At 64.2% G+C, this 21,603-nt stretch carries 20 protein-coding genes, 1 tRNA gene and 1 riboswitch; of the genes, 14 read left to right on the top strand and 7 right to left on the bottom strand.

Going from position 1 to position 21,603, the window contains the following annotated elements:
- The first annotated feature begins 269 nt into the window (after window positions 1-269).
- The 4 genes from ACP8ML_RS02340 to ACP8ML_RS02355 are packed head-to-tail and all read left to right on the top strand — an operon-like array spanning window position 270 to window position 3,052.
- Window positions 270-953 (top strand): energy-coupling factor ABC transporter permease, encoded by a 684-nt coding sequence (locus ACP8ML_RS02340; protein WP_065674338.1) that lies wholly within the window; start codon window positions 270-272, stop codon window positions 951-953.
- On the top strand, window positions 946-1,380 hold the full coding sequence (locus ACP8ML_RS02345; RefSeq protein WP_486703019.1) for an energy-coupling factor ABC transporter substrate-binding protein: 435 nt from the start codon (window positions 946-948) through the stop codon (window positions 1,378-1,380). The genes ACP8ML_RS02340 and ACP8ML_RS02345 overlap by 8 nt, the downstream gene beginning before the upstream one ends.
- Window positions 1,377-2,222, top strand: coding sequence for a cobalt ECF transporter T component CbiQ (gene cbiQ, locus ACP8ML_RS02350; protein WP_486703020.1), 846 nt, complete (start codon window positions 1,377-1,379; stop codon window positions 2,220-2,222). Before ACP8ML_RS02345 ends, cbiQ begins: the two co-directional genes overlap by 4 nt.
- Entirely contained in the window at window positions 2,219-3,052 is an 834-nt protein-coding gene (locus ACP8ML_RS02355) for an energy-coupling factor ABC transporter ATP-binding protein (protein WP_065674341.1), read from the top strand. Before cbiQ ends, ACP8ML_RS02355 begins: the two co-directional genes overlap by 4 nt.
- 216 nt (window positions 3,053-3,268) lie before the next feature.
- On the opposite strand, the gene cbiT is transcribed toward ACP8ML_RS02355, so the two are convergent.
- Window positions 3,269-3,865: a precorrin-6Y C5,15-methyltransferase (decarboxylating) subunit CbiT gene (cbiT, locus tag ACP8ML_RS02360; protein WP_202724899.1), complete on the bottom strand. Its 597-nt coding sequence runs from the start codon at window positions 3,863-3,865 to the stop codon at window positions 3,269-3,271.
- 23 nt (window positions 3,866-3,888) lie between these two features.
- A riboswitch (cobalamin riboswitch) is annotated at window positions 3,889-4,025 on the top strand.
- A 40-nt stretch (window positions 4,026-4,065) separates the two neighbouring features.
- Here cbiT and cobO point away from each other — a divergent pair.
- From cobO to cobA, 3 genes are read left to right on the top strand one after another with little or no spacing between them, the layout of a single operon-like run.
- Complete coding sequence (gene cobO / locus ACP8ML_RS02365; RefSeq protein WP_036979703.1) at window positions 4,066-4,680, top strand: cob(I)yrinic acid a,c-diamide adenosyltransferase; 615 nt, start codon at window positions 4,066-4,068, stop codon at window positions 4,678-4,680.
- Window positions 4,680-7,112: a bifunctional hydrogenobyrinic acid a,c-diamide synthase/histidinol phosphate aminotransferase CobBC gene (gene cobBC / locus ACP8ML_RS02370; RefSeq protein WP_486703021.1), complete on the top strand. Its 2,433-nt coding sequence runs from the start codon at window positions 4,680-4,682 to the stop codon at window positions 7,110-7,112. Before cobO ends, cobBC begins: the two co-directional genes overlap by 1 nt.
- Window positions 7,112-7,888, top strand: coding sequence for a uroporphyrinogen-III C-methyltransferase (gene cobA, locus ACP8ML_RS02375; RefSeq protein WP_004810745.1), 777 nt, complete (start codon window positions 7,112-7,114; stop codon window positions 7,886-7,888). The genes cobBC and cobA overlap by 1 nt, the downstream gene beginning before the upstream one ends.
- Here cobA and ACP8ML_RS02380 read toward each other — a convergent pair.
- Complete coding sequence (locus ACP8ML_RS02380) at window positions 7,882-8,634, bottom strand: cobalt-precorrin-6A reductase (protein ID WP_486703022.1); 753 nt, start codon at window positions 8,632-8,634, stop codon at window positions 7,882-7,884. The genes cobA and ACP8ML_RS02380 overlap by 7 nt on opposite strands.
- A gap of 225 nt (window positions 8,635-8,859) precedes the next feature.
- On the opposite strand from ACP8ML_RS02380, the gene cobT reads away from it, so the two are divergent.
- From cobT to ACP8ML_RS02400, 4 genes are all read left to right on the top strand, one after another.
- On the top strand, window positions 8,860-10,530 hold the full coding sequence (cobT, locus tag ACP8ML_RS02385; RefSeq protein WP_486703023.1) for a nicotinate-nucleotide--dimethylbenzimidazole phosphoribosyltransferase: 1,671 nt from the start codon (window positions 8,860-8,862) through the stop codon (window positions 10,528-10,530).
- A complete protein-coding gene (locus ACP8ML_RS02390; protein WP_353663930.1) occupies window positions 10,527-11,366 on the top strand; it encodes an adenosylcobinamide-GDP ribazoletransferase in 840 nt (279 codons plus the stop codon). Before cobT ends, ACP8ML_RS02390 begins: the two co-directional genes overlap by 4 nt.
- Window positions 11,363-12,127, top strand: coding sequence for a helical backbone metal receptor (locus ACP8ML_RS02395; RefSeq protein ID WP_016667039.1), 765 nt, complete (start codon window positions 11,363-11,365; stop codon window positions 12,125-12,127). Before ACP8ML_RS02390 ends, ACP8ML_RS02395 begins: the two co-directional genes overlap by 4 nt.
- A 79-nt stretch (window positions 12,128-12,206) precedes the next feature.
- Window positions 12,207-12,282, top strand: a tRNA-Thr gene (locus ACP8ML_RS02400).
- 858 nt (window positions 12,283-13,140) lie between these two features.
- On the opposite strand, the gene ACP8ML_RS02405 is transcribed toward ACP8ML_RS02400, so the two are convergent.
- The 3 genes from ACP8ML_RS02405 to ACP8ML_RS02415 are packed head-to-tail and all read right to left on the bottom strand — an operon-like array spanning window position 13,141 to window position 15,164.
- Window positions 13,141-13,623 (bottom strand): S-ribosylhomocysteine lyase, encoded by a 483-nt coding sequence (locus tag ACP8ML_RS02405; protein WP_171048616.1) that lies wholly within the window; start codon window positions 13,621-13,623, stop codon window positions 13,141-13,143.
- A gap of 26 nt (window positions 13,624-13,649) precedes the next feature.
- Entirely contained in the window at window positions 13,650-14,831 is a 1,182-nt protein-coding gene (manA, locus tag ACP8ML_RS02410; RefSeq protein WP_486703024.1) for a mannose-6-phosphate isomerase, class I, read from the bottom strand.
- Window positions 14,832-14,879: 48 nt separating this feature from the next.
- Entirely contained in the window at window positions 14,880-15,164 is a 285-nt protein-coding gene (locus ACP8ML_RS02415) for a DUF3263 domain-containing protein (protein ID WP_016667042.1), read from the bottom strand.
- A 335-nt stretch (window positions 15,165-15,499) separates the two neighbouring features.
- Between ACP8ML_RS02415 and groL the strand changes: the two genes are divergently transcribed.
- From groL to ACP8ML_RS02430, 3 genes are all read left to right on the top strand, one after another.
- Window positions 15,500-17,131: a chaperonin GroEL gene (gene groL / locus ACP8ML_RS02420; RefSeq protein ID WP_117188790.1), complete on the top strand. Its 1,632-nt coding sequence runs from the start codon at window positions 15,500-15,502 to the stop codon at window positions 17,129-17,131.
- Between the two features lie 192 nt (window positions 17,132-17,323).
- Complete coding sequence (locus ACP8ML_RS02425) at window positions 17,324-18,115, top strand: CPBP family intramembrane glutamic endopeptidase (RefSeq protein ID WP_117188998.1); 792 nt, start codon at window positions 17,324-17,326, stop codon at window positions 18,113-18,115.
- A 3-nt stretch (window positions 18,116-18,118) separates the two neighbouring features.
- Window positions 18,119-18,805: a copper homeostasis protein CutC gene (locus ACP8ML_RS02430; protein WP_117188788.1), complete on the top strand. Its 687-nt coding sequence runs from the start codon at window positions 18,119-18,121 to the stop codon at window positions 18,803-18,805.
- Window positions 18,806-18,831: 26 nt separating this feature from the next.
- Here ACP8ML_RS02430 and ACP8ML_RS02435 read toward each other — a convergent pair whose 3' ends face one another.
- A complete protein-coding gene (locus tag ACP8ML_RS02435; RefSeq protein WP_117188786.1) occupies window positions 18,832-19,842 on the bottom strand; it encodes a serine hydrolase in 1,011 nt (336 codons plus the stop codon).
- Between the two features lie 44 nt (window positions 19,843-19,886).
- On the bottom strand, window positions 19,887-21,545 hold the full coding sequence (locus ACP8ML_RS02440; RefSeq protein WP_117188784.1) for a DNA repair helicase XPB: 1,659 nt from the start codon (window positions 21,543-21,545) through the stop codon (window positions 19,887-19,889).
- Window positions 21,546-21,603 lie beyond the last annotated feature (58 nt).

Consider the following 21,603-nt stretch of genomic DNA (forward strand, 5'->3'; position numbering starts at 1 on the left):
ACTGATTCCTCGGAAGCGTAACACTCGCCAATTCCGTCGTGACAGGGCGGAATCACGCTTAGGCAACCCTTGGATGAAACCCCTGAATTGCTGTGTTTCACTGGTCTTAGAACAATTCAAGAACGCCCTGATGACGTGGTTGAAGCCGGGAACCGCCGGCACGGACGCGCCACTGTGAACGATCCCGTGAGGACCGAAAGTCAGATCTGCCATGCACGTCAGGCCTTTCCAGGACGGGACGCGAATCCCGAGAAAGGAGATGACGCCTCATGCACATCGCTGAGGGGATTCTCTCACCTACTCAGTGCGCAGTCTGGTACGCGGCTGCCGCACCATTCGTCATCCATGGCGGCTATCGAGTCGTCAAGGAGGTCAAGGAGCACCCCGAGAACAAGCTCTTGCTCGCCACTGCTGGCGCCTTCACCTTCGTCCTCTCCGCCATCAAGCTTCCCAGTGTCACCGGCTCGTCCTCGCACCCGACGGGAACCGGCGTCGGCGCTGCCCTCTTCAAACCACCGGTCATGGCATTCCTCGGGATGATCGTGTTGATCTTCCAGGCCTTGCTGCTGGCTCACGGTGGCATGTCCACACTGGGGGCCAATACCTTCTCGATGGGCATCGCCGGGCCGTGGGCCGGTTACGCCTTCTACAAACTCACCAAGAAACTCCACGGATCCGACGCGTTGGCAATCTTCCTGTGCATGGTCTTCGCCGACTTCATCACCTACGTCGTCACGAGCTTCCAGCTCGCCTTCGCCTTCCCGGATCCCACCGGTGGCGTCTGGGGAGCTGCTGGAAAGTTTCTCGGCATCTTCGCCATCACCCAAATTCCGCTAGCCCTCATTGAGGGGTTCATCGGCATCTTGCTGTTCCGTTTCCTTGCCAAGGTCGCAACCCCGCAGCTCCAGCAGCTCGGCGTCCTCGGTAACAGTCAGGAGGTGGCTCATGCCTGAGAGCACCGTAACCAAGACCCGTCAGGACAATTCTCTGACCGGACAGAGCAAGTGGGTAACCCCCGTCATCATCGTCCTCGTGGTGGCCCTGTTCGTCATCAGCATGGTACTGGGTGGCAAGAAGACCAGCGGCGACGAGGAAGGATTCGGGGGGACTGACGACGCTGCCGCCGAGGCCGCCGAGCAAGCCGGTGCCAAGAAATGGATCGAGCCGATCTTCGAGCCGAACTCGGGTGAGGTCGAGTCCGGTCTGTTCGCCATGCAGGCTGCCCTGGGTGCCGGCATTGCCGGGTACGCGTTGGGCCGCATGTCCGGCAAGAAGAAGGGTCGTGAGGAGGCCGAGCACGCCTCTGACCTGCACAGTGTCGACGACGTGCCCGAGGCCGCCGTCACCTCGTCGGAAGCCACTGCGACTGCCAAGTCATGACAATCACCTCTCTCGACGACGCCGCCTGGGATTCCCCCTGGCGGTGTCGTCCGGTTGGTGAGAAGGTCGCCCTATCAGCATCCTTGCTCCTGACCGCTCTGTGTACCCCGTCGATGGAGTCATCGTCGTGGGTGAGCCCGGTGGTCGGCTCCGGCATCTGGCCCGGGGCGCTACTCGCCGGGATCATCAGCGTCATCGTCATCCTCGGCCCGGCACGCATCCGGGGGCGAGTGCTGTGGCAAGCCATGGCCGCCCCGATCGTCTTCCTGGTGGTCGGCGGGATCTCGGTCCTCATCAGCCTTGGGTCGTCCCCCATCGGGACAGTCTGGTGGCATGCCGGGGTGTTCAGCATCGGGCCGGTCACCACCGCCCAGGCGATGTCACTGATTGAACATGGCGTCTGCGGCACCCTCACCCTCATGGTGCTGGCCGTCACCACCCCCATGGTCGATCTGCTCACGTGGTTGCGGAAGTTCCACATCCCTGACCCGTTGCTCGAGATCGCCTCCCTGACCTACCGGCTCATCTTCGTGCTGCTCGACACCGTCGTGACGGCCGGTGAAGCTCAGCACGCCCGCCTCGGCGACGCCCCGGAAGGGAAATTTGGCGGGCTCAACCGGCGCATGAGCAACACCGCAGCGCTGCTCGGATCGGTCGGAATTCGAGCCTGGACGAGGGCCAACCGCCTCAACGACGGCCTGGTCAACCGCGGATTCGAGTCCGCACTGGTGACCCTGCCCGTCAAACGCGTCGGATCAGCGCGGTTCAAGATCATCGTCGTCATCGTCATCGCCGCAGTCTGGGCGATCAGCTGGTCGACGACCGGAAGGATTTTCAGATGAGTGACGAAGCCCTGTTGTCGACCGAGCACCTGTACGCCACTCACCCTGGCCGGCCCATGGTGCTCACCGACGTCAACGTGTCCTTCCGCGCTGGAGTTCGGGTGGCGATTCTGGGAGCAAACGGATCGGGCAAGACGACGCTGATGCGTTGCTTGTCGGGCTCCCTCAAGCCCGTCAAGGGCAAGGTCAAGAGAGGTGACACCGTGCTCGGTCACGGGCGCACCCAGCTTCGTGAGCACCGTCGGGCGGTTCAGCTCGTCCTTCAGGACCCCGACGACCAACTCTTCAGCGCTGACGTGAGCCAGGACGTCTCCTTCGGCCCGATGAACATGGGGCTGGACGTGGCGGAGGTGCGCGACCGCGTCGCCGAGGCCCTGCAGCTACTCGGGGCCAGCCATCTTGCCGAGCGTGCCACGCACCAGCTGTCCTACGGCGAACGCAAGAGGATTGCTGTCGCCGGTGCCGTCGCCATGCGCCCGGATCTGCTTCTCCTTGACGAGCCCACCGCCGGACTCGACCCGGTCGGCGTCACCAAGATGCTGGAGGCTTTGGACCGTCTGCGCGACCACGGTACGACCGTGGCGATGGCTACCCATGACGTCGACCTGGCCCTGGCCTGGGCTGACGAGGCGCTCATCGTTGTCGACGGGGGAGTGCAGCAGGGGCCGATCGACGAGTTACTCGCAAATGTGACCATGGTGGAGAGGGCCCATCTACACCTGCCTTGGCCCCTCGAACTGGTCCGGCGTCTTGGGATGGATGAGCGTCCCCGAACGATGAGCGAGGTCGTCGCGATCCTGTCACACCTGGCGCCGAGCAGTCCGTGTTGACGTCATCGTTGTGACATCAGCGGCACAAGGCACTCTTGATGGGGCGGCCACAGTGCGGCGGTTCGATGGTCATCATGAACAGGTCAGCGCTGTCGGTTTCGGCAGTGCCACACCATGTGCGTTTCGCTGCCGAGCAGACCTGGGCTGCCTGCCTGCTGGCCTCCCAGATCAGCTGAGTCCAGGATCAGACAACTGTGCACACTGGGTGGCTCGTCGTCACTCAGTGTGCTGCCAGGTCCACGCCACGACGGTGCGGGCCGGTTTCCAGCCCCGCAGCCGGCCGATGCTGTCGGCGGTCTCGACGCCGAACCTCATGAGGTCACCGCCCAGATCCCGGTGCAAGGACTCCACGAGCATCTCGGCCTCCATCGTCACCCCATGGACGACGAGCCGTCCCCCGATGGGCAGACGTGGTCGACACTGGGTGACGAGAGTTTCCGTCGCACCGCCGCCGATGAAGATGGCATCCGGGTCGGGCAGTCCCTCCGGCAGCCCCTTGGCGAGGTCGGCGTCGATGACCTCGAACTGGCCGGGCAGAGTGAGTTCTGCGGCATTCGTGCGGGCATTGGCGGCCCGTTCTGCCTTGCGCTCCACCCCGATGGCTCGGCAGGTCGGATCGGTGCGACACCACTCGACACCGATCGACCCGGCGCCGGTGCCGAGGTCCCACAGCAGCTGGCCCGGCATGGGTCGCAACGCTGCCAGAGCGACGGCCCTCACCGGATGTTTGGTGATGAGGCCGTCATGGGCGAAGTGCGTCTCGTCGAGGCCAGGCGTGCGTCCGAGGAGGGTGGCGTCAGGATCATGGGTCATGAGGGAAGCTTAGGGCAGTGCCGGGTGAGGACAACCCGACCCGTGTGACACAATCGACGATGGCCCTCGGGGAGGAATCCGGTGTGAATCCGGAGCGGTCCCGCCACTGTGAGCGCCTCAGCGCGAGCCAGGTCGATCCTGCGGGTCAGGTCACGGAAATCCCGTGACCCGACGGGCGCGGACCCGCAAGGAGGTCGTTCATGCCGCACGCGCGCAGTGGCGCCACACCAGACGACGGGCTGTCCACCAGACAGCGACGATTACGGCCAGTTCTTGCTGTGAACACCGGCGAGGGCAAGGGCAAGACGACAGCGGCGATGGGTACCGCCCTGCGCGCCTGGAACCAAGGGTGGAAAGTCGGCGTCTTCCAGTTCGTGAAGTCCGGACGATGGCATGTCGGCGAGCAGGACGCCCTGCAAGCTCTCGGGAAACTCCACGAGGAGACCGGTGCCGGCGGTCCCGTCACATGGGAGGTCATGGGGACTGGATGGTCCTGGGCACGCTCCTTCGATGCCGCCGATGACCCCGAGGCCGCTGCCCGCGAGGGGTGGCGACACGTGTCGGAACTCCTGGCCAGCGAGGCGCTTGATTTCTACCTTCTTGACGAGTTCACCTACCCGCTGGACTGGGGATGGCTCGATGTCGACGAGGTCGTCGACACACTGGTCAACCGCCCCGGCACCCAGCACGTCGTCATCACTGGCCGTCGCGCCCCGGCAGCCCTCGTCGAGGCCGCAGACCTCGTCACCGAGATGACCAAGGTCAAGCACCCCTTCGACGCCGGTCAGCGTGGTCAGGCGGGAATCGAATGGTGATGCGCATTCCACGAATCCTCATCGCCGCCCCGGCGTCGGGAGGCGGTAAGACGACCGTCGCGACAGGTCTCATGGCAGCCCTGCGTGCCACCGGCCGGACGGTGGCGCCGTTCAAGGTCGGGCCGGATTACATCGATCCCGGTTACCACTCGATGGCCAGTGGTCGTCCGGGCCGCAACCTGGACTCCGTCATGTGTGGTGACGAGCTCATGGCCCCGCTGCTGGCCCATGGCTTCGTCACCCCCGATGCGGCGGACATTGCGGTCATCGAGGGAGTGATGGGCCTCTTCGACGGCCAGCTCGGGACCGGACGCGGGTCCAGCGCCGAGATCGCCACCTCGACCCAGACCCCGGTGGTCGTGGTCGTCGACACCGCTCATGCGTCCCTCACCCACGCCGCAGTGGTGGCAGGTCTGGCGACGTTTGATCCGAATGTCACGATCGCCGGTGTGATCCTCAACCGGGTCGCCTCTCCTCGTCATGGTGCCGAGGTCGTGCGCGGACTCGACCGACTCGGCATCCCGGTGCTGGGGCGGATTCCGCGCACCGAGTCGATCTTCGTGCCGTCTCGCCACCTGGGCCTGGTCCCGGCGGGGGAGTGGGAGCACTCCGCCTCCAAGGTCGCCGGCCTGGGTGACCTCATCGCCGAACACGTCGATCTCGACGCCGTTATGGACCTGGCCGATTCCGCACCCGACCTCGACGTCGAGCCTTGGGATCCGCGAGCCGCTCTGCAATCAGCTGGCTGGCAAGGCCATTCCTTCGACGAGCCGCCGGTGGTCGGAATCTTCGCGGGGCGAGCCTTCACCTTCCGTTACCCCGAGACCACCGAGATGTTGCGGGCGGCCGGGTTCCGGGTCGTCGACGTCGATCCCCTCACCGATCGACGTCTTCCGGACGGCATCCAGGGCCTGTACCTGGGCGGTGGATTCCCGGAGATGCACGCCACGGATTTGGAGGACAACACCGAGCTCGCGGCAGATGTCCGCGCCCATGCCGAGGCCGGGATGCCGATCGTCGCGGAGTGCGCCGGGCTTCTCTACCTCTGCCGTCACCTCGACGGGCGCGACATGGCCGGCGTCCTTCCGATGGACGCGGCGATGGCGACGAGGCTGACGATGGGGTACCGGGTCGCCACCCGCAACTCCATCAGCGTCGTCGGCCACGAATTCCACCGCACCACGACGACGCCATTGGCTGACGTCGACCCGGCTTGGCACATCGCCATGCCCGACGGCACCGATCGTGCCGAGGGAGCTCTGGGAGACCCTGCTTCTCTGGGGCGTCCCACCGTTCAGGCCTCCTACCTGCACCTGCACTGGGCCGGTCACCCCTCCCAGGCGGCGTGGTTTGCCCGTGAGGTGGCGAGGTTCCACGAGGGGAGAGGGGCCCAGGAGGGCGAGCCTGACCTCAATCACCACGGGGACAGCGACATTGCCGACGGTCTAGTCGACCTGGCCGTCAACGTCCGCGTCCTCGAGCCGCCGCAGTGGCTTCGCGACGCAATCACCTCCACCGAGCACGACTGGGCGCGTTACCCTGACGCCGCCCCGGCCCGGGACGCCCTGGCCACCATGCACGGTGTGGGAACCGACATGGTTCTGCCCACCTCCGGAGCAGCCGAGGCCTTCCCCCTCATTGCGACCACGCAGCCGCACCACGCTGCGGTCATCCATCCTCAGTTCACCGAGCCGGAGGCAGCTCTGAGATCAGCCGGGATTGACGTCGACCGAGTCATCCTCAATGCCTCCGACGGGTTCGCACTGGATCCGGCCCTCGTCCCGGAGGATGCCGACCTCGTCATCGTCGGTAACCCCACGAACCCCACCGGTCGGCTGCACCCGGCGTCCGACCTGCTGACCCTGCGCCGCCCTGGTCGGATCCTCGTCGTCGACGAAGCCTTCATGGACGCCACTGACGAGTCCCAGTCCCTCATCGGCAACGACATGGACGACCTGCTGGTGCTGCGTTCCCTGACGAAGACCTACGGCCTGGCCGGAATCCGTGCCGGATACGTCGTCGGGGATCCGCGACTCATCTCACGTCTGGCGGCTCACCAGACCCCATGGTCGGTGTCCACCCCGGCCGTCGCGGCCATGGTCTCCTGCACCTCCGAGGAAGCGTCTCGGTTCCGCAACCAGCTGCGCGACGAGATTCCCGCGGCCCGCGCCGACCTCGTCGGACGCCTTCGAGAACTCGGTCTGACCATCGTCGATTCCGAGGCTCCCTTCGTGCTCGTCGACACCTCGTCAATCAGCGGCGAATCGGTGCGTCTTCCCCTGGCTGATCGCGGGTTTGCCGTGAGGCGCGGGGAGACCTTCCCCGGTCTCGGTCCCAGCTGGATCAGACTCGCCGTCCGTGACACGAAGACACATGCTGAGCTCGCCCGAGCCATCTCCGATCTGACAGCACACCAACCCAAGGAAAACTGATGTCCTACTCCCCAGAACTCGTTCCCGGCACTGTCACCCTCGTCGGAGGTGGCCCCGGTGATCCCGGGCTGCTGACCGTTGCAGGGCTGGAGGCAGTGCGTCAGGCCGACGTCATCCTCCACGACCGTCTCGCTCCGGTCGTCGTCATGGACGAGAATCCGGACGCCGAGAAGATCCCGGTCGGCAAGGTGCCGCGCGGGCCCTACGTCCCGCAGGAGCGAACCAACGAGCTGCTCATCGAGCATGCCAGGGCCGGGCGCAAGGTGGTGCGCCTCAAGGGTGGCGACTCCTTCGTCTTCGGACGTGGTGGCGAGGAGTGGCAGGCCTGCGCCGCAGCCGGCGTCCCGGTGCGCGTCATTCCCGGAGTCACCTCCTGCGTGGCCGGCCCCGAGCTCATGGGAGTCCCACTGACCCACCGTCACCTGGTCCAGGGATTCACCGTCGTCTCGGGGCACGTCGCCCCCGGCGACACCCGGTCCGAACTCGACTGGGCACAGATCGCCAAGACTGGCACCACTCTCGTCATCCTCATGGGCGTGGCGCACATCGGTGACATCGCTGCACGCCTCATGGAAGGTGGACTTGCCGGTGACACCCCCGTCGCCGTCGTCGCGGACGCCTCACTGTTCACCCAGCGATCCCTGACGACGACCCTGGAGAAGGCTGCCGAGGACATGGTCGAAGCGGGCATCAAGCCGCCGGCCATCACCGTTGTCGGAGACGTCGCGGGCCTGGACCTCGACGAGACCCAGGTCCACGAACCGTCTGATCACTGAGATTTCACCGTCGCGAGGTGGGCGTTGATCCACTGCACCGCCTCGTCGACCTCGCTGAGCTCGTCCCCCCAACCAGGGGCCGGGCCGCGTGACACCATGACGATCTGGACGCCGGTCTCGGCTGCCAGACGGAGTTTGGGGTCCAGCTCGGTGCCCCCGGAGTCCTTCGAGACGACGGTCGCCACACCCCCGGAGAAGATCTCGCGCTCCCGGGCCATGGTGAAAGGGCCACGCTCCTGCAGCACCGTCCAGCCCTCGGGAAGCTCCTCCTCGGGGGCGTCAACGCAGCGCACGATGACCCGACGCGGGCCAAGGCGCAGGTAATGGCTGATGGGTTGGCGTCCCACCGTCAGCAGGACGACGTCAGGCAGGTCCGCAAGGGCTCGTGCGGCGGCGTCGTGATCGTCCACCCAGTGCCAGGTCGCGGCTTCGGGTTGGGTGCGCCAGCTCGGCGGTGCGAGCCGGGCCAGCGGCAGGTTGAGATCGAGACACGCCTGTGCGGCGTGGCCGTGCATGGTCGCGGCGAAGGGGTGTGAGGCGTCCACCATGACCTTGACCTCGTTGGCGGTGAGGAAGTCCTTGAGACCGCCGACACCGCCGAACCCGCCCAGTCTCGTCGGTCCTGGGACGGGTCGTGGGGACTTCGTGCGTCCCGCCAGGGATGTGCACAGGTCGATCCCGTCATCGACCAGTCGAGTGGCCAGCTGCCGGGCCTTTGTCGTGCCGCCAAGAATGAGGACGTCCATGACTCCATCAAAGCAGGCTGTGGGACAATGATCCTCGACCGCGGTGGAACACCGGTGTGAATCCGGGACGGTCCCGCCACTGTGACGCCATCGAGGCGAAGTCAGACCAGAACCGCGCACACCTGCCCCGACCGGGGTGGGACCACATTGCGACGCACGTGCGTGGCGTCCGGGACTGCGAGGACACAGGCCCGGGGGATGCGGCGGCGTCCCCGACGATGGAGCATGATGGCCCGACTGTCTGAATCCGTGTCCGCTGAGAGCCTGCTTGCCCGTACAGTGCGCGGCATTCGAGGAGCTGACGCCAAGGCCCTGGAGGCTGCCCGAGCCCGTCAGCAGGTGCTCACCAAGCCCGAGGGTTCGCTCGGGCTGTTGGAGGATCTCTCGATCCGGCTGGCGGGAATGTACGGACAGGTACCGGTCCCTGTCCCGAGCCACCCGGTCGTCGGGCTGTTCGCAGGCGACCACGGGGTGTGGGCCCAGGGAGTCTCCCCGGATCCTCAGGAGATCACCACCCAGCAGATGGCCAACATGGCGGCCGGCGGGGCAGCGATCAGCGTGTTGTCGCGGCAGATGGGTGCGCAGCTGTGGATCACCGACGTCGGTGCCCTCCACGAGGTCGACGCGCCCATTCGCCAGCGTTGCGTGCGACGAGGCACCGATGACATCTCCCAGGGCCCGGCCATGAGTGCTGACGAGGCCGTCCAGGCCCTTGAAGTCGGTATCGAGACCGGCCTGGAGGCTGTCGAGGGGGGAGCAGACATCCTCGTCACTGGCGAGATGGGCATCGCGAATACGACGCCGGCCTCGGCACTCATCAGCGTCTTCACCGGGTGCTCTCCTGCTGAGGTGACGGGTAAGGGCGCTGGGTCGGACGACCGTCGTCACCAGCACAAGATCGGTGTCGTGTCCCGCGCACTCCAGGTCAACCGGCCCGACGCCGACCACCCGGTTGAGGCATTGGCGAAAGTGGGAGGCTTCGAGCACGCCGCCATGGCGGGGTACATCCTGGCCGCGGCCTCCCGGCGGGTTCCGGTGCTCATCGACGGGGTTATCGCCTGCTCGGCAGCTCTGACGGCCACCGCGATCTGCCCGGAGGTACGCGACTTCATCATCACCAGCCATGCCGGCGCCGAGCCGGGAATCACTGCGTCCACCAGCGCACTCGGTCTTCCGGCCCTGCTGGATCTGGGGATGCGGCTGGGGGAGGGGTCGGGGGCCATCCTCACCCTGCCAATCGTTCAGGCCAGCGCCCACATCCTCAACGAGATGGCCACCTTCGAGGACGCCGACGTCACCGACATCAAGGTGACTGGGGAGACCGATCTTCCCGATGCCCTCGATACGAGCGCTCCCCCTTGTCGAGTCCTGGTTCTGGGGGGTGCGCGATCCGGGAAGTCGACCTTCGCTGAGTCGAGGTTGCCCCATGGCTCTCGCGTCACCTACGTTGCTACCTCCCAGCGAAATCCTGACGATGCTGAGTGGGAGGAGCGGATCCGGCTGCACCAGGCCCGGCGCCCGGCGACCTGGAAGACCGTCGAGACCCCGGATATCGCGTCCGTGCTGCTGGCTGACGACGACTCTCCGGTACTCGTGGACTGTCTCGGGGTGTGGATCACGCGGGTCCTCGACGAGGTCGGAGCATGGGTTGCTGATCCCGGGGACGAGTCGTGGCAGAGGTCCTTGAGAAATCGCGTCGATGAACTGACCGACGCCATCCGTCGTACTCGGCGCGACGTCACCTTCGTCTCGAATGAGGTGGGGATGGGGGTTGTGCCTGACACCCCGGCGGGACGGCTTTTCCGCGACGAGCTGGGGCGCCTCAATGCGGCTGTCGGGGATGCCTGTGACGAGGTGTGGATGTGTGTGGCCGGGGTCCCGAAGAGGTGGGCATGAGCGACGAACGGCATGTGGATCTTGGAAAGCTCGGTCCGCTGCGTGGCGTGGCGGAGGCCCTGTCCCTCTTCACGATCCTCCCCGGGCCGTACCTCAGTGACATCGACCGTCCGCTGGCTCGTCGGGCCATCACGGCATTCCCCTGGCTGGGGCTGTGTCTGGGGGCGGTGGCCGGCGGAATCGTCGCCCTGGTCCTCGGACTGGGAGCCGGATCGTTGCTGGCCGGGGTGCTCGCGCTGTGCTGGCTGGCCGGTGCAACCGGAGGCTTCCATCTTGACGGGGTCGCCGACACTGCTGACGGTCTGGGGTCGCGAGCAGCGCCGGACAAGGCCCTTGAGATCATGAAGAAGTCCGACATCGGTCCGATGGGTGTCATCAGCATCGTCCTGGCACTGATCGTGGACGCGGCTGCTGTGGTGAGCCTGGCCGGAACGACCGTTTCGGGGGCATGGTGGCGTGTGGCGATGGTGGTTGCGCTCGGGCCGGCCATCGGTCGAGCTGCCATTCTCTTCGCCACGATGACCGGCGTGCCCTGCGCTCGTCCGGGTGGATTCGGGTCCCTTGTCGCCGGGGTGACGACCCCTGAATCAGCCTCGATCAACCTGACGGTTCTGGGAGCTGTCGTGGCCTTGGCGGGCTTTGTCGCCGGAGGCTGGCGGTGGTGCCTGATCGCCCTGATTTGCGCCGCATTGGCCCTGCTCATAGCGTGGGCCTGGATTCATCACCTGGTGAGGCGTCTGTCCGGGATGACGGGGGACACCTTTGGAAGCATCAATGAGGTGACGCAGATGAGTTTCTGGGTGCTGTCCGCCCTGGCCGTGGCGGTGGTGTCATGATCGACGATCTTGGTGCCGACGTGCCGGTGAGCGGACGAGTGCAGCGGGTGGTGAGCCTGGTGCCGTCAATCACCGAGGCGATTGCGGCGACGTGTCCGCAGACTCTGGTGGGATGCACGGATTACTGCATTCGGCCTGCCAACCTGGACGAGGCTGTCGGCCACGAGGTGGCGCGAATCAGGGGGACGAAGAATCCTGATCGGGCAGCCATCACCGACCTGGAACCAGATCTGGTCGTCGCCAATCAGGAGGAGAACCGCGAGCACGACGTCACCTTGTTGCGGGACGCCGGTGTGCCGGTGTGGGTAACACGGATCGACACGGTATCCGAGGCGATCTCCAGCCTGACGAGGCTTCTCGTGGAGGGGTTCGGCGTCGAGAGACCGCAGTGGCTGTGCGATGCCGATGAGGAGTGGAACCAGCCCTGGACTGACGAGGTGCGCAGTGCCGTCGTCGCGGTGTGGCGGGATCCGTGGATCTGCGTCGGACAGGACACCTACATTGCCGACGTGTTGAGGCACGTCGGCGTGGAGTTGATCGATGTGCCGGGGGAGTCCCGTTATCCCCACGCCGAACTGGCCGACCTCATCTCGGCCCGTCCAGACCGCGTCATCTTGCCCGACGAGCCCTACCATTTCGGCCCTGACGATGTATCGGCTTTCCCTGACCTCGACGTCCGTCTCGTCGACGGCCAGAAGCTGGCCTGGTACGGCCCGTCCATGGTCGGTGCCCGTCGATACCTCTGCGAGATGCTGTCCTGACGACACAGCCGGTGTGCTAGCTGGTCACACCATGCTGGCAACATGTGCCACAATGTCCCACGTCGCCGTGAGGCGGCATGCCTCTGTAGCTCAGTTGGTAGAGCGCCGCTCTTGTAAAGCGATGGTCGCGGGTTCGAATCCTGTCAGAGGCTCCACTGGCCCCTAGCTAGATCTCAAGGAAAACTGTCATCGCTGAGATCCAGAGCTGTTCGCAAAACGCCCGCACGAGGGAAAATCTGGGTTCACGCCTCGTAGCCGCCTTGCTTGCTGCAGGTGGTAAGTGTGCCAGTACTTTTGCGTAGTTCAGCTGCCGCACCGCTTCCTCCCGGGTATCCCTCGGGAAAAGTGATTCGGGGACCTATATCCCGGAGTGCCGTACCTCTCCGTTGCGAAGAGGTTTCTACGGTACTGATGTAGATCGGTGTTCCGAATGGGGAACTACATGGAATAAGTATGAGATTGATAACTCGTGGGAAATAGTGACATCGTCTGGATCGACAGCAATGAAACAAGAGGGTTCATCGAGAGTCTTCCTTGCACAGGCGAGCAAGTGTGGTTGTCAACGATTGAGCTGCCATCTGGATAGACAGTAAAGGGTATGTCAAGTGATCTAAAAATAACTATCTCCTTTGCGGAAAGCAGGAGTGCAGGCGTCGGAAACTTGTTTTTAGATGTACGTCAGTGATGGGCTCACCAAAGCTATCAATGGTCGCTTCGAACATGATCCATAGCTTGGCCCTTGGGTTTTGGTAATGCTGCCAACTACAATACCCGCACGCAGATGGATTCAGACCCCCAACTACGCCTTCGATTGTGAAGAGTCCGTATCCTTGATCATTGGGGAGGGGTTGTTGAAGCCCCATTCTCTAAGGGAATTTCTCCATTCCCAGTGCCGACACCATTCACCTTGTGGGGTGCTCCGATGTCGATCGGAGCACCCCTTGTCCGGGCGTATGACGGCATGTTTCCCTGTGATTTGCACTCTGGACGATGAATCGACATCGCAGGAGCGCTCAGGCCATCACCTGTTCCCATTCGTCACGGTGGTCCAGCATCCGTCGGACGGCGTCTTGAGCCGCCTCGAGCGAGTGGCTGGCTCCCCATCCGCACTGAATCTCATTGGCGGCTGGAGTGGCATCGAGTGTGAGAATGTCACGCAACGTTGTTTCGACCAGCTCGCAGGTGGCTGGTACGTCCGGCTCGCCGACCATGATGAGGTAGAACCCGGTCTGGCATCCCATCGGTCCGAAGTCGATGACGGACTCTGAATGGTTACGCACGCACTCGGCGAAGGAGTGCTCGATCGAGTGGATCGCAGGCATCTCCAGATGATCCTTGTTGGGCTGGCAGAACCTCACGTCGTACTTGGTGAGGGTGTCGCCGGCGGGCAGGTGTTTGACGTCCGCCACGCGGACAAACGGTGCCGCTACCTTGGTGTGGTCCAGGTTGAAACTCTCGACGTTCATCTTGTGTGCCATGGGTCCATCCTCTCGCAAGCTCTCGAATTCCACACGAGGCAGCGTCACACCCCGGCAGCAGCGAGGAATCCGTCGCAGTTCCCGTCCACCTGTACCTGTTCGCCAGCAGGAATCCAGACGGCCTGTCCACGCACGATCTCGTCAGTGCCCTGGGGGCTTGAGCACACCGCATAGCCACCGGTGATGAGCAGGATTCGGGCTAAGTCGTTGGCCGGCAGGATGGCTGGACGGGTGGTGTCGAGGTCGAGTTCCCATAGTCGGAACTGTTCATCGGTGCCCGGGAAGATCCGCATACCTGGATCTACCTCTTCGGCCGTCATGACCCATGGTTCCTGCGTCTGGAAGTCCACGATCTCTATCAGGGAATCGACGTCGATGTGTTTGTCGGTGAGTCCACCACGCACGACGTTGTTGGAATCAGCCATGATCTCGATTCCCGTTCCTGACAAGTAGGAATGCATGAGACCGGGCGGAACGGCTAATGCCTCTCCGGGCCTGAGATGAATGCGGTTGAGCATCAGTGCTGCCAGGATCGATGGGTCTCCGGGGAAGTACTCGTCGAGCTCGACAGCGGTGCGCGCGAACTCACCCAGCGGGGTGTCCTCGCCAACATGGTTGACGGCCCCGGACACCACCTCGGTGACGATCTGCCGACGCAGGTCATCCCCGGCGAGGCAGTCGAGGAAGGTCTCGGCCAGTGCCGCCGGGCCGGAACGCTCGGTCAACGATCCCAACACCGGATCCACCGGAATACGAATGTCCAGCCCGTCGAAGAGTTGACGGGTCTCATGCGGATCCCGGAACCCGCACAGTCCCTCGAAGTCGCTCATGGCGACGAGGATTTCTGGCTTGGGCCAGTCATCGACGAAGGTGCGCTGGGAATCGGTGACGTCAACGCCAGCCTGGTTCTCGCGTACGAATCCATTTCGCGCCATACGGGCGTCAGGGTGGGCCTGGAGGCTCAGTGGGCGGCGAGCCGAGAGGATCTTGAGCAGGAAAGGAAGCCTGGATCCGAAGGCATCACGGCTGCGCTCACCCAGCTCCTCGGGGTGAGCGTCGAGGTATTCGGTGAGGGGAGCACCGTCAAGGGTCGATGGTGAGGTTTCGTGGGCCCCGAGCCAGTACTCGGCCCAGGGCTGGCCGTCGGCTTCCCTTCCCAAGATGTCAGGGATCGCGTCATAGGAGCCCCAGGAGTACGTCCGGACCGTACCGGTCAGGCGTTTCATAGTGTGCCTCTCGTCAATGGCGTCGCATCGTTGACAACGCCGCGTGTGTCATCCGAGCAGCTGCGCGCTGCGGGCCTTGCGCTTTTGACTGCGGACTCGTTGCAGCCTCCCGACGAGGGCGGGCGCATATCGCGCGGCCGACTCATCGTCGATCAGCTCGTTGAGTCGTAAGTGGTAGCGGGGGGACGACATGTTGAGCCTCTCGCGGATGACGGTCTCCTTGTCAACACCCGGGTTCCCGGTCTGCCAGGACTCCTCGAGATCCAGAATCGCGCGGTCCGATGCACTGAGATCGCTGGACGTCGCGGTTTCAGGGGCGGGAGAATCTGACACAAGGCCAGTCTAGGGCGCGCATCACAATCACCACCCGGTGACGCGACGCAATCTGCCTGACGCCATCGTCGGCAGCACAATCAGTCACTTTCCGCTCATCAACTCTTTGCACTCACTGGGTGCGAGTGCTAAACATGTCATTGGCACTCGGCAAGCGAGAGTGCTACTGCCCGAATCGGTGTTGCGAGTGCCGACGAGGGTGGTCATCCCGGTGATGAGATCACCAGATCGTCCGTCGCGGGCATCACGGGGAAATACAACGCGGGGTCGCTCCCGCCACACCATCTGACGTCCACGGGCTGCCAGGCCCACCGGAGCGGAGGAATTCCCCAAACATGGCAAAGCTCATCGAATTCAACATCGAGGCCCGCCGCGGGCTCGAGGCGGGTATGAACACCCTCGCCGACGCGGTCAAGGTCACCCTCGGCCCCAAGGGTCGCAACGTCGTTCTCGAGAAGTCGTGGGGCGCCCCCACCATCACCAACGACGGTGTCTCCATCGCCAAGGAGATTGAGCTCGACGATCCGTACGAGAAGATCGGCGCTGAGCTCGTCAAGGAGGTCGCCAAGAAGACCGACGACGTCGCTGGCGACGGCACCACCACCGCCACCGTTCTCGCCCAGGCCATGGTCCGTGAGGGCCTGCGCAATGTTACCGCCGGCGCCAACCCGATGGGCCTGAAGAAGGGCATCGAGACCGCCGTCGAGGCCATCAGTGCTCGTCTGTCCGAGATGGCCATCGACATCGAGACCAAGGACCAGATCGCCTCCACCGCCTCCATCTCGGCTGCCGACACCACTGTCGGTGAGATCATCGCCGAGGCCATGGACAAGGTCGGCAAGGAAGGCGTCATCACCGTCGAGGAGTCCAACACCTTCGGCCTGGAGCTCGAGCTCACCGAGGGCATGCGCTTCGACAAGGGCTACATCTCGCCCTACTTCGTCACCGACACCGAGCGCATGGAGGCTGTCCTTGAGGACCCCTACATCCTCATCGTCAACTCCAAGATCTCCTCGCTGAAGGATCTCCTGCCGATCCTCGAGAAGGTCATGCAGTCCGGCAAGCCGCTCTTTGTCATCGCCGAGGATGTTGAGGGAGAGGCCTTGGCTGGCCTCATCGTCAACAAGATCCGCGGCACCTTCAAGTCTGTTGCCGTCAAGGCCCCGGGCTTCGGCGACCGTCGCAAGGCCATGCTCAACGACATCGCCATCCTCACCGGTGGTCAGGTCATCTCCGAGGAGGTCGGCCTGTCCCTCGACGCCGTCACCCTCGACCTGCTGGGCCACGCCCGCCAGGTTGTCGTCACCAAGGACGAGGCCACCATCGTTGACGGTGCCGGCGACTCCGAGCAGATCGCTGGACGCGTTGCCCAGATCCGCAAGGAGATCGAGAACTCCGACTCCGACTACGACCGCGAGAAGTTGCAGGAGCGTCTCGCCAAGCTCGCCGGCGGTGTCGCCGTCATCAAGGTGGGTGCTGCCACCGAGGTTGAGCTCAAGGAGCGCAAGCACCGTATCGAGGACGCCGTGCGTAACGCCAAGGCTGCCGTCGAGGAGGGCATCATCCCTGGTGGTGGTGTCGCCCTCATCCAGGCTTCCAAGGCCGCCACGATCGAGGGGCTGGAGGGTGATGAGCTCACCGGCGCCCAGATCGTCCGGACCGCCTGCTCCGCCCCCCTCAAGCAGATCGCCATCAACGCTGGTCTCGAGGGTGGAGTTGTGGCTGAGAAGGTCGCCGGTCTGCCCGCCGGAGAGGGCCTCAACGCTGCCACTGGCGAGTACGTCGACATGGTCAAGACCGGCATCATCGATCCGGCCAAGGTGACCCGTTCGGCCCTGCAGAACGCCGCTTCCATCGCGGCTCTGTTCCTCACCACCGAGGCCGTCATTGCTGACAAGCCTGAGCCTGTGAAGGCCCCGGCTGGCAGCGATATGGATGGCATGGGTGGCATGGGCGGAATGATGTGATCTAGCTCATTCGATCCACAATGGGGCGTCCCCGCGGGGACGCCCCATTGTTGTGTCTGATGGCACTACTGACGAGTGTCGGTAATCGACTAGTCTCGGACGGTGCCCTCGACACCCACATACCGTCGTCCTGTCGATCGTTTCCTGGCCGGAGCCGGCACCTTCCATCCGCTGTTGTCATTGTTGGCAGCAATGACCATCCTCGGGGTGGGACAGGGTGGTTTCGCGCTTGTGCTCACGGCCTTGGCAGGTGGTCATCCAGACGCTCAGACTTCGACGATCCTGCTTCTGGCGTCATTCTCAGGGGTCTGGTTGCTGCTGTGGTTGTGGATGAGGTTCGTCGAGCAGCGGCCGATGGTGTGCCTGGGTTTGCGCGGGCTCGCCCGGGACATCTGGATCGGCGTGGCAATCGCAGTGGCGGTTCTGGCAGTTGACGTCGCTGGCATGACAGCCAGCGGCCAGGTCCGGATGGCGTGGGCCCGTCCTGATGCCATGAGCGCGGTGCTCGTAGCCGCCTCGCTCCTGTTGTTCGTGGTTCAGGGGTGTGCCGAGGAAGTTGTGCTGCGCGGCTACCTCATGCAGTCGGTCGCAGCGAAGTGGGGGGTTCCTGCCGGTCTTGCCATCCAAGCTGTGGTCTTCGCTGTCCTCCACGGAGCAAACCCGGGGATGACGTCGATTGCACTGGTCAACGTTGCGGGATACGGCCTCATGCTGGGTCTCTTGGTGGTGTGGCGAGGAAATCTGCTCGCTGCTATGGGATTTCACAGCGTGTGGAACTGGTTGCAGGGAGTGGTATTGGGATTGGACGTCTCCGGACTGGGCTTCAGAAACACCCTGATGACGGCTGACAAGACGGTCGGATCCCATTCCTGGCTCACCGGAGGAACCTTCGGGGCGGAAGGATCCATCATCAGTACCGGCGTCCTCGTCATCCTCATCACTGGACTTGTCGTGGTGATTCGGCGCGACTGGCGCAAGAATTAGGCCATGGCATTGCTCGAGGTCATCTGTCTGCACGAGAACGACGCCAAGCGGGCAGCACAGGGAGGTGCCGATCGCATCGAATTGGTCGGCACGATGGACGACGACGGTCTTGCGCCCGGCCCAGAAGTGCTGGCACGCACCCTCAGCGCCGTTGACATCCCGGTGCGTCCCATGCTGCGCCTTGACGGTGGATTTCGCGCTGACCCGCGCAGACGTGACGAGATGCTCCACCTGGTCAGCACCTATCGTGACCTCGGTGCTGACGGGCCGGTGCTGGGATTCCTCGACGAGGCTACCGGGGTTGACGTCGGGACCGTCACCGAGCTGACGGCGGGCTGGCCGGGCTGGACCTTCCACCGAGCCATCGACAACAGCCTGGAACCCGACAAGGCATGGGTACAGCTGCTGGGTCTGCCGGGGCTCGATCAGGTTCTCACTGCCGGATCACCGCGGGGGATCGATCACGGTCTTGACGACCTCATCGCCCGAGCCGAGGCCACCCCGCGTGTGGCCGAGCTCATCATGGCTGGTGGCGGTCTGCGGCCCGAGCACGTCCCGTGGCTGTATCGGGCCGGGGTCAAGGCCTTCCACATCGGCGGCCCGGCTCGGCCTCAGGGGTCGTGGAAGGCGTGGGTGGACGTCGATCTGGTGAGGTCATGGCGCGATCTCCTCGATCGTCTCGACGGATGACCGCGACTCGATGAGTCGGGGAGAACTCAGAACGCCTGAATCCACACGTCCCGGGTTCCGGGTGCGCGGAAGGGGATGTGACCGTGGTCGTCCCCGACAGCCTGAGGCGCCGGGGCGGCGGTCTGAGTCGGCCGAGCTGACGGTGGCGGCGGAGGAGTCGTCACGCTGCGAGGCTGGTGACGGGCAATGATCCGAGCCATCCCCTCGATGGTCTCGACGAGGTCCTCCATGGGAGCCGTGGTTGAATGGGTCAGTCCAACTGCGGTGTAACCCTTGGTTCCGGTGGAAGCCACGGAATTGACGTGCCAACCGTCATCACGTGGCAGCCATCCGTTCTTGACGTAGGGCGATCGCATCCCCGCCGTCATACCCCAGTCTTGGTCCTCAGCAACGCTGGACATGAGCTCCCTGGCATAGGCCCGCATGGACTCGGGAATGATCTTGTTGGGGCAGAAGATGTGGTCAGCGAGCACGACCTGGTCGGCGGCCGTCGTCGAGGTCAATCCCCAGTGGTCATCGGGGTCGAAGGTGGTGTGAGTGGCACCCATGCGGTGCATCGCCCTGCGAACCCCGTCAGCCCTACCAACCCTGTTCCACAGGGCAGTCGCGGCGTCGTTGCTGGAGTTCTCGATCATGGGGACCAGAAGGTTCTTCTCGGCTCCGGAAAGCTGACGTTTCTCACCCGCAGCCTGAATCATGACCGTCTCCATGATTGCCAGCTTGATGATAGATGCGGTGATGTAGTGCGTGGCCCCGTGATTGAGAACGTGGATGTTGCGTTGTCCATGCACCCTCATGGCGACCGACTGCTCGCCATCGCGGGTGTTGAGGTATTTCTTGAGCTCGTTCTGGTACGGGAACGTGACGTAGGGTCCGGGAGCAGCCGGATTGGCGACCCTCGTCGGAGCGGGCCTGCGCGGCTCGGGGTGATCTGGTCGGTTCGCGGCCTGGACTGCCGGTAAGCCGATGGCCGCCCCAGTAGCTATGAGCAAACCGCCTAACGCAGTGCGCCTGGAGAATAGCGCCTTCCCAGACAATTACGTCCCCCTTCTTCCACGGCCCATTTCGTTCACATCCATTTTCACGCTGTCCGGTCCAGGGCGTCCAAATCGTCCGCATCGACGATGCGATACGAGTACCCCTGTTCGGCGAGGAAACGTTGACGGTGACTGGCGAAATCGGCATCGACGGTGTCTCGGGAGACGACCGCGTAGAACCTGGCCACGAGCCCGTCCTTGGGTCGCAGCAGACGGCCCAGACGCTGGGCTTCCTCCTGTCGGGACCCGAATGCCCCCGACACTTGAATGGCGACCTCGGCACTCGGCAGGTCGATGGAGAAGTTCGCAACCTTGGAGACCACGAGTAGGTCGGTAAACCCTCCGCGGAAATCCTGGTAAATCTTCTGACGCTTGGTTGGAGTGGTGGATCCGGTGATGATCGGACACCTCAATTCCGCGGCCAGCTCCTCCAGCTGGTCGACGTACTGGCCGATGACCAGGGTGGGCTGGCCGCGATGGCGGGCTACCAGGTCCGCAACCACCCGGTTCTTGATCGGCAGGGTCGCGGCCATCCGGTAACGGACGTCCGGTTCTGCCATGGCGCAGGTCATCCGGTCGGACTCGGGCAGGCTCACCCGCACCTCGACACAGTCGGCAGGAGCGATCCAGCCCTGGGCCTCGATCTCCTTCCAGGGAGCGTCGTAGCGCTTGGGCCCGATGAGGGTGAAGACGTCGTCCTCGTGGCCGTCCTCGCGCACCAGAGTGGCCGTCAACCCCAACCGACGGCGTGCCTGTAGGTCGGCCGTCATGCGGAAGACCGGAGCCGGAAGCAGGTGAACCTCGTCATAGATGACAAGCCCCCAGTCACGGGCCTCGAAAAGCTCCAAGTTGGGGTGCACACCCTTACGCTTGGTCGTGATGACCTGATAGGTGGCGATGGTGACTGGCCGCACCTGCTTGCGTGAACCGGAGTACTCACCGATCTCGTCGGGGGTCAAGGTGGTGCGACGGACGAGCTCCTCCTTCCACTGCCGAGCCGAGACGGTGTTGGTGACGAGGATGAGTGTCGTGCAGCGGGCCAGGCTCATGGCAGTCGCCCCGACAACGGTCTTGCCGGCGCCGCAGGGCAACACGACAACTCCGGATCCACCGTCCCAGAAGTTTTGGGCAGCCATCCGCTGATACGGACGAAGACTCCAGCCGTCCTCGGTCAGATCGATGTCATGGCGCTCGCCGTCGACGTATCCTGCAAGGTCCTCGGCGGGCCATCCCAACTTGAGCAGAGCCTGCTTGAGGGTGCCGCGCTGGGAAGGGTGGACCACTGCCGTCTCATCATCGATCTGGTCGCCGACGAGGCCACGGACCGATTTGGATCGCAGTACCTCGGTGAGCACGGCCTTGTCCGTCGACACCAGGACGAGTCCGAGGGTGGGGTGCTTCTCGATGCGCAGACGACCGTAACGAGACATCGTCTCGGTGACGTCGATGAGGAGTCCGGATGCCACCGGATAACGGGAGTACCTCATGAGGGTGTCGACGACCTGTTCGGCGTCGTGACCAGCGGCCATCGCATTCCACAGACCCAGTGGGGTCAGTCGGTAGGTGTGGATGTGTTCGGGAGCCCGTTCCAGCTCCGCAAACGGGGAGATGGCATGACGGCACTCGTCCGCCAGAGGGTGATCCACCTCCAGCAAGAGGGTGCGATCGGACTGGACAATGAGGGGGCCGGGTAGAGAAGTCATCACTTCCAGTATCGTCCCTGATCCCGGATTTGTTCCTACTTCGAGGGGTCGATGGGAC

The organism is Cutibacterium sp. LaCa_255, assembly GCF_057458005.1.